14 protein-coding genes and 1 pseudogene are annotated in these 13,552 nt (G+C 70.0%); 8 read left to right on the top strand and 7 right to left on the bottom strand.

From position 1 onward, the window contains the following. Positions 1-99: 99 nt before the first annotated feature. Together hemG and hemQ are read left to right on the top strand one after the other, a co-directional pair. Entirely contained in the window at positions 100-1,554 is a 1,455-nt protein-coding gene (gene hemG, locus K9S39_RS12525) for a protoporphyrinogen oxidase (RefSeq protein WP_248863418.1), read from the top strand. An 11-nt stretch (positions 1,555-1,565) separates the two neighbouring features. Further along, positions 1,566-2,300 (top strand): hydrogen peroxide-dependent heme synthase, encoded by a 735-nt coding sequence (gene hemQ, locus K9S39_RS12520; RefSeq protein WP_406707916.1) that lies wholly within the window; start codon positions 1,566-1,568, stop codon positions 2,298-2,300. Positions 2,301-2,477: 177 nt separating this feature from the next. On the opposite strand, the gene K9S39_RS12515 is transcribed toward hemQ, so the two are convergent. The 4 genes and pseudogenes from K9S39_RS12515 to K9S39_RS12500 all read right to left on the bottom strand — a co-directional run bounded on the left by K9S39_RS12515 (position 2,478) and on the right by K9S39_RS12500 (position 7,369). Beyond that, positions 2,478-4,184: an alpha/beta hydrolase gene (locus K9S39_RS12515; protein ID WP_248863416.1), complete on the bottom strand. Its 1,707-nt coding sequence runs from the start codon at positions 4,182-4,184 to the stop codon at positions 2,478-2,480. A 130-nt stretch (positions 4,185-4,314) separates the two neighbouring features. Continuing rightward, the gene (locus K9S39_RS12510; protein WP_248863415.1) at positions 4,315-4,500 is read right to left on the bottom strand and encodes a hypothetical protein; all 186 of its coding nucleotides are present in this window, start codon (positions 4,498-4,500) and stop codon (positions 4,315-4,317) included. A 404-nt stretch (positions 4,501-4,904) separates the two neighbouring features. Then, positions 4,905-6,216, bottom strand: a pseudogene (locus K9S39_RS12505) (DUF692 domain-containing protein). A 511-nt stretch (positions 6,217-6,727) separates the two neighbouring features. Further along, positions 6,728-7,369, bottom strand: a complete 642-nt coding sequence (locus tag K9S39_RS12500; RefSeq protein WP_248863414.1) for an LmeA family phospholipid-binding protein — start codon at positions 7,367-7,369, stop codon at positions 6,728-6,730. A gap of 84 nt (positions 7,370-7,453) precedes the next feature. Here K9S39_RS12500 and K9S39_RS12495 point away from each other — a divergent pair, with 84 nt between their 5' ends. Beyond that, positions 7,454-7,723, top strand: coding sequence for an SCO2583/SCO2584 N-terminal domain-containing protein (locus K9S39_RS12495; RefSeq protein WP_248863413.1), 270 nt, complete (start codon positions 7,454-7,456; stop codon positions 7,721-7,723). Positions 7,724-7,888: 165 nt separating this feature from the next. Continuing rightward, on the top strand, positions 7,889-8,011 hold the full coding sequence (locus K9S39_RS42070; protein WP_283112307.1) for a hypothetical protein: 123 nt from the start codon (positions 7,889-7,891) through the stop codon (positions 8,009-8,011). 16 nt (positions 8,012-8,027) lie between these two features. On the opposite strand, the gene K9S39_RS12490 is transcribed toward K9S39_RS42070, so the two are convergent. After that, positions 8,028-8,228 (bottom strand): hypothetical protein, encoded by a 201-nt coding sequence (locus K9S39_RS12490; RefSeq protein ID WP_248869237.1) that lies wholly within the window; start codon positions 8,226-8,228, stop codon positions 8,028-8,030. 87 nt (positions 8,229-8,315) lie between these two features. On the opposite strand from K9S39_RS12490, the gene K9S39_RS12485 reads away from it, so the two are divergent. Further along, complete coding sequence (locus K9S39_RS12485; protein ID WP_248863412.1) at positions 8,316-8,651, top strand: hypothetical protein; 336 nt, start codon at positions 8,316-8,318, stop codon at positions 8,649-8,651. A 40-nt stretch (positions 8,652-8,691) separates the two neighbouring features. On the opposite strand, the gene K9S39_RS12480 is transcribed toward K9S39_RS12485, so the two are convergent. Both K9S39_RS12480 and K9S39_RS12475 read right to left on the bottom strand, forming a co-directional pair. Further along, positions 8,692-9,732: a fatty acid desaturase family protein gene (locus tag K9S39_RS12480; RefSeq protein ID WP_248868710.1), complete on the bottom strand. Its 1,041-nt coding sequence runs from the start codon at positions 9,730-9,732 to the stop codon at positions 8,692-8,694. Between the two features lie 173 nt (positions 9,733-9,905). Then, entirely contained in the window at positions 9,906-10,094 is a 189-nt protein-coding gene (locus K9S39_RS12475; RefSeq protein WP_248863411.1) for a cold-shock protein, read from the bottom strand. A 523-nt stretch (positions 10,095-10,617) separates the two neighbouring features. Here K9S39_RS12475 and K9S39_RS12470 point away from each other — a divergent pair. The 3 genes from K9S39_RS12470 to K9S39_RS12460 all read left to right on the top strand — a co-directional run bounded on the left by K9S39_RS12470 (position 10,618) and on the right by K9S39_RS12460 (position 13,397). Next, positions 10,618-10,890, top strand: a complete 273-nt coding sequence (locus K9S39_RS12470; RefSeq protein WP_248863410.1) for a hypothetical protein — start codon at positions 10,618-10,620, stop codon at positions 10,888-10,890. A 56-nt stretch (positions 10,891-10,946) separates the two neighbouring features. Further along, positions 10,947-12,140, top strand: a complete 1,194-nt coding sequence (locus tag K9S39_RS12465) for a N(5)-(carboxyethyl)ornithine synthase (protein ID WP_248863409.1) — start codon at positions 10,947-10,949, stop codon at positions 12,138-12,140. Positions 12,141-12,599: 459 nt separating this feature from the next. After that, entirely contained in the window at positions 12,600-13,397 is a 798-nt protein-coding gene (locus K9S39_RS12460; RefSeq protein ID WP_248863408.1) for a hypothetical protein, read from the top strand. The last annotated feature ends 155 nt before the right edge of the window (positions 13,398-13,552 follow it).

The following is a 13,552-nucleotide window of genomic DNA, read 5'->3' as shown; positions in this document are numbered from 1 at the left end:
CTCCTTGCCGGGCGGCCGGCGGGGGGTGCGGCCGTCCTGGCCCGGCCCTCACCTCCTCCCCGAAACCGGCGCATTCCTGACTCTGAGAGAGTTGGGGGCATGAGCCCTGCGCACACCAGTACCGGCCGGGCGCCGGGCACCGTCCGTCATGTCGTCGTCATCGGAGGCGGCATCTCGGGACTGGCCGCCGCGCACCGCCTTCTGGAAGGCGGCGTCCAGGTCACCGTCCTGGAGTCGTCCGACCGGCTCGGCGGCAAGCTGCGCGCCGGTGAGATCGCGGGTGTACCGGTCGACCTCGGGGCCGAATCGATGCTGGCCAGGCGGCCGGAGGCGGTGCGGCTCGCGCGTGCCGTCGGACTCGGTGAACGGCTGCAGCCGCCCGCCACCACCACCGCGTCCCTGTGGACCCGTGACGCGCTCCGCCCGATGCCCAAGGGCCATGTCATGGGCGTCCCGGGGGACCTCGATCCGCTCGCCGCGTCCGGAGTGATCTCCCCGGCCGGTCTGGCGCGGATCGCCGAGGACGAGACGCTGGCGCGGACCGAGGCCGGTGAGGATGTCGCGGTCGGCGAGTATGTCGCGGCCCGGCTCGGCCGCGAGGTCGTCGACCGGCTCGTCGAGCCGCTGCTCGGCGGCGTCTACGCGGGCGGTGCCTACCGCATCTCGATGCGCGCCGCCGTCCCCCAGCTCTTCGAGGCCGCGCGTGCCGAGCGTTCGCTGCTCGAAGGCGTACGGGCCATCCAGGCGCGCGCGGCCGCCACGGCACCGCCCGAAGGTCCGGTCTTCATAGGGATCGACGGCGGGATCGGGACGCTGCCCGGTGCCGTCGCCGACGCCGTGCGCGCGGGGGGCGGTGAGATCCTCCTCGACTCCGCCGTGCGGGAGCTGCGGTGGGCCGGCGACGACGGCTGGCAGATCCGCGCCGACGAACGGATGTTCCAGGCGGACGCGGTGATCATGGCCGCCCCGGCCGGAGCGGCGGCGCGCCTGCTCCGCCGCGACTGCCCCTCCGCCGCCGTCGAGCTGGACACCGTCGACTACGCCTCGATGGCGCTGGTCACCATGGCCTTCCGCCGCTCGGACCTGGGCAGCGTCCCCAGCGGCAGCGGCTTCCTCGTACCGCCCGTCGACGGGCACCGGATCAAGGCATCGACGTTCGCCGGCCAGAAATGGGGCTGGATCGGGGACGCCGACCCCGACCTCTTCGTACTGCGCACCTCCATCGGCCGGTACGAGGACGACGCCGACCTCAAGCGCGACGACTCCGAGCTGGTCGATCTCTCGCTGGCCGACCTCGGCGCGGCGGTCGGCCTGCGGGCCCGGCCCGTCGCGAACACGGTCACCCGCTGGCACGGCGGGCTGCCGCAGTACTCCGTCGGCCATGTGCGGCGGGTGGCCAGGATCCGTGACGCGGTCGCCGGGCTGCCCGGGGCGCTGCGGGTGTGCGGCGCGGTCTACGACGGTGTCGGCATCCCGGCCTGCATCGGCTCCGCGCACCGCGCCGCCGACGACGTCCTGGCCACCCTGGCGGCGGGCACCGCGGGCGGCGAGTGAGAATGGACGACATGACAGACGCTTCCACCCCCGCCACCGCTCCCGAGAAGACCCCGAACGCCGGTAAGAAGGCGAAGGACCTCAACGAGGTCATCCGCTACACCCTCTGGTCGGTGTTCAAGCTGCGTGACGTCCTCCCGGAGGACCGCGGCGGCTACGCCGACGAGGTCGAGGAGCTGTTCGCCCAGCTCGCCGCCAAGGACGTCGTCGTGCGCGGCACCTACGACGTGTCCGGCCTGCGTGCCGACGCCGACGTCATGATCTGGTGGCACTCGGAGAGCTCGGACGCCCTCCAGGAGGCGTACAACCTCTTCCGCCGCACCCGCCTCGGCCGTGTGCTGGAGCCGGTGTGGTCGAACATGGCGCTGCACCGCCCCGCCGAGTTCAACAAGTCGCACATCCCGGCCTTCCTGGCCGACGAGGAGCCCCGCGACTATGTGAGCGTCTACCCCTTCGTACGCTCCTACGACTGGTACCTCCTCCCCGACGAGGACCGCCGCCGGATGCTCGCCGACCACGGCAAGATGGCCCGCGGCTTCCCGGACGTCCGCGCCAACACGGTGCCGGCGTTCTCGCTGGGCGACTACGAGTGGATCCTGGCGTTCGAGGCCAATGACCTCTACCGCATCGTCGACCTGATGCGGCACCTGCGCGGCTCCGAGGCGCGTCTGCACGTCCGCGAGGAGATCCCGTTCTACACGGGGCGGCGGAAGCCGGTGTCCGAGCTGGTCGCGGGCTTGGCGTAGTCGGGGTGCGCGGGGCGTTGGGCTGGGGGTCCGGGGGTTATCCCCCGGGGGATGCAGCACGGGGCGGCGGAAGCCGGTGTCCGAGCTGGTCGCGGGGCTCGCCTGACCTCGCCGCGCAAGCGCTGCGGGCCGTCCCCCAGGGGACGGCCCGCAGCGCTTTTCCGTCGGCACCTGGCGCTACTTCATGGGCTTCGCCCGGTCGTCCGGCTTCGGTTCCGCGCGCGCCGGGCAGTACACCCGGTGCCCCGGGGCCTCCCCGCGCAGCAGATACGCCAGCGTGTACTTGTTGACGCATTCGTTGTCGTTGAGCGCGATGCCGTGTGTGCCGGCCCCCTTCTCGGTGACCAGCGAGGCGCCGTGCAGTCGCCGCTGCAGATTCAGCGCCCCCGGATACGGCGTCGCCGCGTCCCGCTCCGCCGCCAGCAGCAGCACCGGGGGCAGCGCGCCGGGCGCCGTACGGATGTCGAGGGGCCGGGAACCACCGTTCAACACGTCGTCCAGACCGGCCTCGACCGTACGGCTGGTGGCGGCGGCCAGCCCGTCCACCACATCGTCGCCGTTGGCGCTGTCGGCGTTCTTCCCGGTGGCGCGGTCGGTGGCCCTGCTGATCGCGTCTTCGAGCCCGGCCACGGCCTGCTCCGACCGCTCCGGCCAGAAGGCGCACGGCAGATTCATCCAGGCGTTGTCCCAGGTCTCGAACGGCGCCACCTTCGCGACCCGTGTGTTGTCGCGGTCCCAGACGCGCCAGTCGCGCGGCCAGGGCGCGTCATTGCACTCGACCGCCGTGTAGACGGCGTTGCTGTTCTCCTCCTCCTTGGCGGCGCCGGCCTTGGGCTCCGCCTGGGCGATCAGCTGCTTCGGATTGCCGTGCAGATAATCCGAGAGCGCCTGGGCGCGCATCGCCCAGTACGCGTCGTTGTAGCCGGTCTTGAGATACGCCGCCTGCAGCTGGGCGGGGCCGATCTTGCCGTTGACGGGCGCTCGGCGGACCTGCCGGACGGCCTTGTCGTACGAGCGTTGCACCGCCTTCGGCGTCTTGCCGAGGTCGTATCGGGCGTGGTGTTTGGCGACCCACTTGAGCCAGTCGCGCCAGCGGCGCTGGAAGGCGATGTTCTGGTTGAGGTTGTTGGCGTACCAGATCTGGCTGGGCTCGGGGTTGACCACGCTGTCGAGGACCATGCGGCGGATGTGGCCGGGGAAGAGCGCCGCGTAAACGGCACCGAAGTACGTCCCGTACGAGGCGCCCATGAACGTCAGCTTCTTCTCGCCCAGGGCGGCCCGGATCATGTCCAGGTCGCGGGCGTTGTTGACCGAGTTGTAAAAGGGCAGGTCGGCGCCCGCGTTGCGGACGCACCCCCGCGCGTACGCCTTCGCCTGTGCCACCTTCTTCCGCTTGAACTCCTCGGTGGGGTGCCGCTGGCTGTCCGTCGGAGCCTTGGCGAACTTCTCCGGGTCCTGGCAGGAGAGCGGCGCGGACCGGCCGACACCGCGCGGCGCGTATCCGACGAAGTCATAGACGCGAGCGACCTTGCGCCATCTGGCGAGCGCGCCGTAGAGCGGGAAATCCATGCTGCTCGCACCGGGACCGCCGGGATTGAAGACCAGGGCGCCCTGCCGCTCCTTGGGCGCGGTGGCCCGGATCCGGCTGACGGTGAGGCTGATCTTCTTGCCGTCGGGGTGCGCGTAGTCGAGCGGCACGGTGACCTTGCCGCATTCGACGGAGTCCGGCAGATGCTCGACGGGAGAGCATGTGCCGAAGTCGATGGGGTGCGGCACCGGGGCGGGGGGCTTGAGGGGAGGGCCGTCGGCGCTCCCCGCCGGGGCGGTGGCGAGCGCGGTCAGGACCAGCGATCCGATGGTGCCGTACAACGCGAGTGCTCTCACGAGCCGTCCCTTCGTATGGTGCGTGGCGCACGGCGAGAGGCTCACTCCGCTGGGCCGCACGGTGTGCATACAAAAGGGATAGTTGAGGGGGTGGTTGCCGAAGTAAAGCACCTGGCACCGGTGTCGGGCGCTATGCCCCGGAAGAGTGGAGGGCGGTCCGCAGTGCGGGTTCGGTGAGGGTTCCGGGGCCGTGGACGGCGAGCGCGGTGAGCGCGGGGCGGGGGTTTCCGGCGTGTCCGGCGGCGACGCGCCGCAGCAGGCGTTCGCCCGCCGCGGTCGCCCATGTGGCGGACGGGTTGACCTCGAAGTGGGCCATCGCCCGGGTGCCGGCGGCAAGGATCAGCGGCAGCGCGAACCACGCCAGGAGCAGCCCGGTCTCCGTGCCGGAGGGGGGCAGTCCACACGGATGCCGCGGCGGTCGGCAGCACCAGCAGAACGGCGCCCTTCACCTGGCGGACCGCCCGGACGATGGCCGTAGGGGCCGCGGCGGGCAGCGCGAGACCGGAGCCGACGAACCGGTCGGACAGCTCCCGTACCTCATCGGCGGTGGCCAGGCCGTCGCGTATCGCGGGGATGGGGCGCTGGCCGTCGGGCCCTATGGCGGTGAGGGCGGCGTCCGGGAGCCGGGAGGGATTGAGCCACGAAGGTCCGTCTTGCGTGTTACGCGGCCGTTTGTGGGCTGTGTGGCAGGGGGCTATCGGCGTCAGCCGGGCGGGGCGCTCACCTTCGGTGCAGCGCGCGCCGGATGGCGTGGGTGAGACGGGACGCGGGGCCCGTGGACGGCGGTTCGGGTCCGGCGCGATCATGCCACCACTGGGCCAACCGCCGCCGTGCCGCAGGGTCGTCGGGGCGGCCCTGCGCCAGCAGATATGCCGCGAAGTCCAGGGCGTCCTGCCGGTAGCCGCCGCTCATGGGCCGGTGCCGGGCGTAGCCGAGGAACGCCATCCGGAAGTCCTCGCTGAGGATCTCCGGCAGCTCGGGGGCCACCTTGGCGACGACGGAGGCCCGCTTGGCGGTCAGCGCCCGGCTCTGCACCCGCAAGCGGGCGCGGTCGAAACCCTCCGGGGCGGGCGTCCCGGCGACGAGCGCGGACAGCAGCGCGGTCTGGGCGAGCGCCAGCCGCTGCCGCGCCGCCTCGGTGGACCCGGGCGGCGCTGCCGTCCCGCCCTGGGACCGGTCCGTCACCGGCTCAAGCCGCCTCGGCACGACGGGCCTCCTTCAGCACGGCGCGGATCGCATCAAGCTCCCCGGCCAGCTCGCCGCCCTCGGGGAAGTCCTCATCCCGTTCCAGCAGCACACCGGGGGGCGTGATCCGGGCGCAGAGCTCGGCCAGCACGTCCAGCACCGGCTGGGTCACCGGGTGCGCATGGCTGTCGTGCCACACCCCGTCCCGCTCCACCCCGCCCGCGACATGGACGTACGCGATGGCCTCGACCGGCAGCTCGTCGAGTGCGACGGCCGGGTCCTCGCCCCGGTTGACGTGGTTCGTATGGAGGTTGGCGACATCGATGAGCAGCCGTACGCCGGTCCGCTCGACGAGTTCGCGGAGGAACCGCCCCTCGGTCAGCTCCTCGCCCGGCCAGTTGATCAGCGCCGCGATGTTCTCCAGGGCCAGCGGTACGGGCAGCGCGTCCTGGGCGATCCGTACGTTCTCGCACAGCACGTCCAGGGCGTCGCGGGTGCGCGGCACGGGCAGCAGATGCCCGGCCTCCACCACCGGTGAGGCGGTGAGCGGCCCGCCGGCGCGGACGAACGCGATGTGTTCGGTGACCAGCGGCGCGCCCAGTGCCACGGCGCGTTCGGCGAGGGCGGTCAGCCGCCCGGGGGCCGGACGGTCCGCGCCGCCGAGGCCGAGCGAGACACCGTGCGGGACGACGGTCGTGCCGCGCTCGCGCAGCTCCCGCAGGGCGGGCGGCAGATGGCCGGGGCAGATGTTCTCGGCCACGACCTCCACCCAGTCCACACCGGGCAGCCCCGCGATCTCGGCGGCGATCTCCGGCCGCCAGCCGATTCCCGTGCCAAGGCGCTCCATGCTTCCCCCTCTCGCTCCGTGGTGTCGGTACTCATGGCCCGTTACGGCGAGCCGAACCCTTCGCGCGCGGGGTTCAGAGGTTGATTTGAGCTTCCGGTGGTGCGGTGGGGGCGGGGCGTGGCGGCTCGTGACCCCGGCCGCCGTGCCCGGTGGCGGCTCGTGGCCCTGCCCGCCGTGCCCGGTGAGAGCTCGTGACCCCTGCGACCGCGCCCGCCGACAGCTCGTGGCCCTGCCCGCTGTGCCCGGAGGCGGGAACGCTCTCGCCCGTGTCGGCGCCGGCGGCCCCGCAATGCGGGATGATCGGCGACAACGTGCACGAACCCGGTGCGATCTCGTTCGGGGGCGGGACCTTGCATTCTGCTCTCACCTGCAGGTATCCCCTGTCCGGATAAGAGGTGCCCGGTCAAGGGCGGTCTTCTGGCAGCGCGCGGCCCCCGGGTTGGCAAGTCCGGGGGCCCGGGTGCAAGTTTCGAAGGCGGTCCTCACGCGCGCCGTGAGTCCCGCGAGGTGCCTAACCGAGGCTGACCAGCCGCCCGGCGAAGTGGAGCCGAACTCCGCCCTCATCCGGAGTGGCGCCGGTGATGTCCGCCCGCAGGGGCCCGGTAGCCACGGCGACGGCCTGCGGCGGCGCACCCTCGACCTCCGGGGTGAACGCGATGTCCTCGCCCTGGCCCGAGAGTCGGGCGATGAGGTCCCGTCCGCCCTGGGTGATCCGTACGCGGGCGGCACCGCCGGTGACAGGAGCTATCTCCACCGGTCCGCCCGAGGGGTTTTGCTGTTCGAGGGCGGTTGCGAGTGCGCTGTAGGGGACGGTTGCCTGCCCCTCGACCAGATCGGCCACGGCGGATGAGGTGCCCTCCACTTTCACTCCGCGCGCGGTGAGCGTGGCTCTGGGCAGGGTCACCGTGGAGGAGCCGGCCGGGGCAGCCGTGTCCTTCACGGTGACGCTGATCTCGTCGAACGTCCCGGTCGCGGCCTGGGTGAGGAAGGGGAAGCCCTTGATGTCCACCTCGGCGCTGCCCTGTTGCCCCGGCAGTCTCTCACCGAACTTGTTGGCGGCTATGTTCTCGGCTATCTGCTCGGCGGCGAGATCGGCGCCGACGGCCAGGACGACGAGGGAGCCGAGGAGGATGAGGGGCATACGCATGCGCATGGCGGGGTGCTCCTTCCCGAAGGATTGGTCTGTACCGCCCCATCTCACCACTCGTGCTCCGGCGGCGTCGCTACAGTGCTCGTTATGACAGAGCGACAGGGCGACATACCCGACGAGTTCGATATCAAGTGGGCGGAGCAAGGGCCGAAGGAGCCATCGGCGCGTGCCCGTATGCTCGCCGCACGGTGGAAGGACAACCCGCCCGGACCGCAGCCGTTCCGCGCGGACCCGGACCCAGGTGTGCGGCCTGCGCGGTTCACCGACTCCGGATACCGCCGTTCCTGGGCGTCCGTCGCCATCGTCGCCGCCGGCCTCGTCCTGGTCCTCGCCGCCTTCGCCCTGCTGACGGGGTGATGGTGCAGCAGCGATACACGGTCAACTGCATACGGTGCGGCAGTCTCCTGGAGTACTGGGACCTGGAGAACGACGGCTGGGTGCTGGCTACCGTCGCTGCGGGCTGCTCCTCAGGCCAGCATCGAGGCGGCACAGCGGCCGCAGCGGAAAGATGGGGAGGGGAAGGTGTATGCGCTGGCCGCGCTCATCCTCCTCGCAACGGTTGTCCTCTTCACCCTCACCGTCCTCGCCCTCACCGGCGAACTCTGGCACACGAACGGTACCGGCCCGCTCAACGAGGGGCATTGAGCGGGCCGGTTCGCGGTCAGCTCCAGTCGCCGTTCAACCACGCGAGCAGACGCGGTCGGGTGTCGCAGTTTTCCGCCTCCAGGTGATCGCTGTAGCGGTGGGGGCCTATGGTGCATTCGGGGACGTACACGGGCTGGCCGAGGAACCAGCCGGACGCGAACACCGCGCAGAGGACCACGGCGGCGGCGAGACGGCGCGGGGTTGTCCAGGAGGGCATCCGGTGAGTTCCGCACGACATCGACCGTAAGAGTTTTCCCGGGGCGATCCCTCCCGTCTGGGAGCCTTCCTGGACGAGGACGGCACCGTGCGCGGCCACCACAGTGTCCACAATCTCGCTGAGCACATCGCAGCCCGCTCCCCTGGGTACGGCCCGGTCACCAACCTCGTCACCGGGCAGGCCGAGATGCTGGACCAGATCGACCCCGCATGGGGCAGACGATTCCGCAGCGGCGGTATGGACGGTACGCAGACGGCACAACCGTGCGGGCACGATCCGCTGGAACGTCTTGCCTGGATCGCTGGCGCATGGCAGGGGCAGGACCCCTACACCAACCTGGCCTTCTTCCGCGGCGACGACATCAGCGTCGAACAGATCGCTCAGTTCCACGGAGCCGACCCCCAAGAGTTTTCCCGGGGGTGATCTCGTCAAGACATCGTGGCCTACGGCAGCGGACTGGCGATCAGTATTCCAGTTCGGGGCGCAGGGGGCCGCCGACCGCGTGGAGGTGCCGCAGGACCTGGGCGTAGGAGTTGAAGAGTCCGGTCTCGTGGTAGGCGATGCCGCGCCGGACGCAGAACGTGCGGACGAGTTCCTGGGCATGGCGCAGGCTGGGCCGCGGCATAGAGGGGAACAGGTGGTGTTCGATCTGGTAGTTCAGCCCGCCGAGCGCGAAGTCGGTGAACCTATGGCCACGGATGTTGCGTGACGTCAGTACCTGCCGACGCAGGAAGTCGATCTTGTCGTCCTTGGCGAAGATGGGCATGCCCTTGTGGTTGGGGGCGAACGAGCACCCCATGTAGAGCCCGAACAGCCCCTGGTGCACAAGGAGGAAGCACACGGCCTGGACGGGGGACAGGACCAGGAACAGGGCGGCGAGATAGCCGCCGAGATGCGCCGTCAGCAGTCCCGCCTCGGCCAACTTGGTCCTCCGCGAGGTTGCGGTGCCGGTGCGGTCGAGCAGCGCCCGTACGCCGGCGACGTGCAGGGCGAGTCCTTCCAGGAGCAGCATCGGGAAGAACAGCCAGGCCTGGTGGCGGGCCAGCCAGGCATACGGTCCGCGGCGGACGCGAGCGTGGTCCTGGGTGAAGGCGATAGCGCCGTCGGCGATGTCGGGGTCGCGGTCGACGTGGTTGGGGTGGGAGTGGTGACGGTTGTGCTTGGAGATCCACCAGCTGTAGCTGAGGCCGATCAGCAGGTCGGCGTGCACGTGGCCGATCAGGTTGTTGACGCGCTTGGAGGCGGCGATCTGGTGGTGTCCGGCGTCGTGCCCGATGAACCCGGTCTGGGTGAACATCACCGCGAGGAAGGCGGCCGTCAGCAGCTGCCACCATGACTGCCCGATCAGGGCGAACGCGGTCCAGCCGGCGGCCAGCAGGAGCAGGTTCGTCCCCACCTTGACGGAGTAGTAGCCCGGCCGCCGCTTCAACAGCCCGCTCTGCTTCACCTCGCGGGACAGCGCGGCGTAGTCGCTGCCCCGGCCGGCGGGCGGGGGTTTGGTCATCTCGGCGTGGTCCGCCGGACCGGTGCCCCGGTAGCTGATGTCAGTGGCCACAGTGTTCCTTTCGGCGTGCACGGGCGCTGCCTCCGGCGCGAAGGGGGCGCCGGAAGCGGCACCCGTTCGGAAGCAGCGCGAGGCAGGACCGTGGCGCGGGCCTGCCTCGGAATGGGGTGTCTTCAGAGCGCGCTGACCTGGTCGGCCTGCATACCCTTGGGGCCCTGGCTGGCGGTGAACTCCACTCGCTGGTTCTCCTCCAAAGAGCGGAAACCACCCATGTCGATCGCCGAGTGGTGGACGAAGATGCCGGCGCCGCCCTCATCGGGGGCGATGAAGCCGAAGCCCTTGTCCGGGTTGAACCACCTCACGGTTTCCTTGAGCCATGTGACGTCTCCTTCGAGATGGCGAGGAGGTCGGAGAACGCGCACTCGCGCGATCCCGGGCTGCTGGTCGCCAGCAGTCGAAGAAAACCCCCGAAAACGGCGAAGCACCCGCTGTCAGAACTCCGCGGGCGCTTACACGTCGCAAACTTCAACTACAACCACTCGCTACAACGTCCGGAGCACCGAGAACGTTCCCGGTCGGTCGGGGAAGGGTCCGGCGACACCCTCACGGGTCGTCTGCAGGTCCGGAGGGGAGTACGGTTGCGGCACCGAGCGCACCTCGCATGCCGTCATCCGTGTCGGCGTCGCCCTCGGGGAACGGCAAGGCCGGAGCACATCGCGTCCGGCCGGAAAAGAGCCGCACCATGCCCCCTGGCTCGTCCTGACGCGTTGTCTTCGGTATCCCGTTCCGCGCCCCGCGGTAGTGGATTTCCTTGTTCCCGGGGCGTCCGAGAGGTATTCCGGCGCCTCATGCACGCCCTGAACCGATCAAGAGGATGCAGGACGCATGTATTCACAGGAATCGATCTCCGGCCGCCGCCGCGGCCGCACCGAACCGACCGCCGAGATGCTCTCCGGCTTGGCGTGCCTCATCTGCGGCACCGACTACCGGAGCGCGCCGGCCCCGGAGGCGGTGGTGGTTTCCCACCGCGACGACAGGCGACTGCTCGCCTGCCACGGAACGTGCGCACGCATGGCGAGCGGGTCGGTCAACGGTCTGGACGAGACGCCCCTCCCTCTGGCCGAGCGCGTACGCAGGCACCAGGCCGACCACTCCTGACCCGGAAACCCGGCAGCCACAACCGGCACGACAAGAACGAAATGATGAGGAAGCGCATGAGCCTGATGAGCCTCGGAGTACTCGCCTCCTCCCGCAAGGAGAACGAGTTCCGGCTGCCGTTGTACCCCGGTCACCTCGGCCGGATCGCCCCCGACGTACGCGAGAGGATCTTCCTCGAACAGGGGTACGGTGAACGGTTCGGCGTCGCCGACGACGCACTGCGCCCCCTCGTGGCCGGCCTGCGCTCCCGCGAGCAACTCCTCGCCGAGTGCGATGTGTTGCTGCTGCCCAAACCCAGACACGAAGACGCCGCGGCGCTGCGCGAAGGTCAAGTGCTTTGGGGATGGCCGCACTGTGTGCAGGACGAGAAGATGACCCAGATCGGCATCGACCGACGGCTGACGCTGATCGCCTGGGAGGCCATGAACCACTGGACCTCCACGGGCGCCTTCAGCGTCCATGTGTTCCACAAGAACAACGAGCTCGCCGGTTACTGTTCGGTGCTGCACGCCCTGCAACTCGGCGGGCTGACCGGCAGCTATGGGCGTCGCCTGCGGGCAGTGGTCATCAGCTTCGGCGCCACGGCGCGCGGAGCGGTCACGGGCCTGGGTGCCATGGGGGTCTCAGACGTCACGGTGCTCACTCAACGCGCCGCAGCGGCGGTGGCATCGCCGATGCCGTCGGTCGTGATGGGCCACTTCCAGGAGGAGGAAGGAGATCCGTCGCGCCTGCAGACGCTCAGCGCGGCCGGTCCCGTGCCGTTCGCGGAGTACTTGGCCGGGTTCGACATCATCGTCAACTGCATCCGGCAGGACACCGACGCGCCGCTCGTGTTCGTCTCCGACCGGGAACTCGCCTTGTTCCGGCCGGGAACCTTCTTCATCGACGTCGCCTGCGACGAGGGCATGGGCTTCGAATGGTCCCGACCGACCTCCTTCGGCGACCCGATGCCCACGGTCGGGCCGGGCTGCCACTACTACGCGGTGGACCACAGCCCGTCCCATCTGTGGAACTCGGCCACGTGGGAAATCAGCCAGGCGCTCCTGCCCTACCTGCGCAAGGTCATGAGCGGCCCGGCGGTATGGGAGACCGACGCCACGGTCAGCAACGCCATCGAGATCCGCGACGGCGTCGTCCTGAACCCGAAGATCCTCTCCTTCCAGAACCGGACAGCCGCCTACCCCCACGCTCCCGAGACCCCGGCCCCCGCTCCCACCCCGGCGATGAGCTCCTCCGCCCAGCCGGCCTGACAAGTCCTCCGCCGACCGGGCCCGGTCACTTCCCTGCAGGAGAGCCACCCGCCGGGTGTTCCTCAGCTCCGCGAAGAGTTTCCACGCCCCTCAGCGCCAGGTGATCGGCCGGCGCGCGCGGGTCCGGCGAGGCGCCGACGCGTTCGTATCCCTCGACTGCACGAGTTATCCGGGGGGCGATCTCGTTCGGGGGCAGGATGTTGCATTGTTCCCAGGTGGCGCTCATCCGCAGGGAGTTGAGGACGACCGAAGCTACTGGTCGCCGGATGCGATGATCGGCTGGTGATGAGATGGAGGGGGGCTCCTCTGGCTGCACGCCACAGGCGGCAGGCGGATGAGGCGATACGGAAGCTGCGTGAGGACGCCGAAGTGCTCGGGATCGGTCCTGTACCGGGCCCGGCTCGGGTGGCTTTACGGCACTACCACCAGCGTCGAGTACGGACGTGGGTGCTGTGGGCTGTGTTCGCCTTCGTTTGCCTCCGCGTGAGCGGCAATGTGCTGTCGATCTATGTGAAGCAAACAGACGAACGTGCCGAGCAGTTTCCGTACTACAGCGATGCGAAAGCTCTGGTCGTTTGGTTCATCGGCGACGTAGGCGCAGGCGCTATCGCCTTGCTGCTGCTGACATACCCTCTGTGGTCGCTTCTGGCTTCTGTTGCCCGGATGTGTGGTGCAGGGGGCTACACCTTCGAACGCGTGAACGTCCGGACTCGCTTGATTGGGCAGTGTGCGGACATCGTGCGCTCTTCCGGAAGCCGTGATGTTCACCTCCGGAATCTGTCCCTTCGGCTTCCAGTGATGCGCGTGCGGGGTGCCCGGATGACCCGGGGGACTGTCCCCTTGTTCTCGCGGCGTAACGGCCCGCTGAAGGGCCGCGCGGCCCAGGTCGTGGGGGCGTTGCGGGCCGCTGAGGCCGAACTGGACAAGGATCCGCGGAAGGCGGCGCGCGACCTTGCGCGCATGGCGCTGACGATCAGCGAGCGGTACGCCTCGGGGCGGCTCGGAGCGCTCTTGGACGAGCCTGACCTCAAACGACCGCGTCGGATGGGCGATGCGTTGTGTCTGTCTCTCACAGCTGTCCTGGTCGCGGCGATTGTCATCGTGGCAGCGCGGCAGGGGGTTCCTGAGCCAGCCGCGATTGCCGCCGCTGTGGTGGTCGCGGCGATCCTTTATCAGAACGCGGCAGCCGGTGGCATCGCTGGTGTCGGCTTGATCGTCGTCGAGTTGCTGCTGAACGCCTTCTTCTCCGGCAAGTAGCCGCCCCAGGGCGACGCACGTTGGCAGGGTCTAGCCCGCCTACGCCGGTCGTTCGCGCGGGAGAGGGCAGAACCGACTGCCCCCTTCGACGACAAGAGTTTTCCCGGGGGCGATCTCGGTACGGTCGGGGCATGGAGACGGCGTTCTACCCCGGT

The organism is Streptomyces halobius, from assembly GCF_023277745.1.
GTDB lineage: Bacteria > Actinomycetota > Actinomycetes > Streptomycetales > Streptomycetaceae > Streptomyces > Streptomyces halobius.
This window is presented reverse-complemented; position numbering and strand designations above follow the sequence as displayed.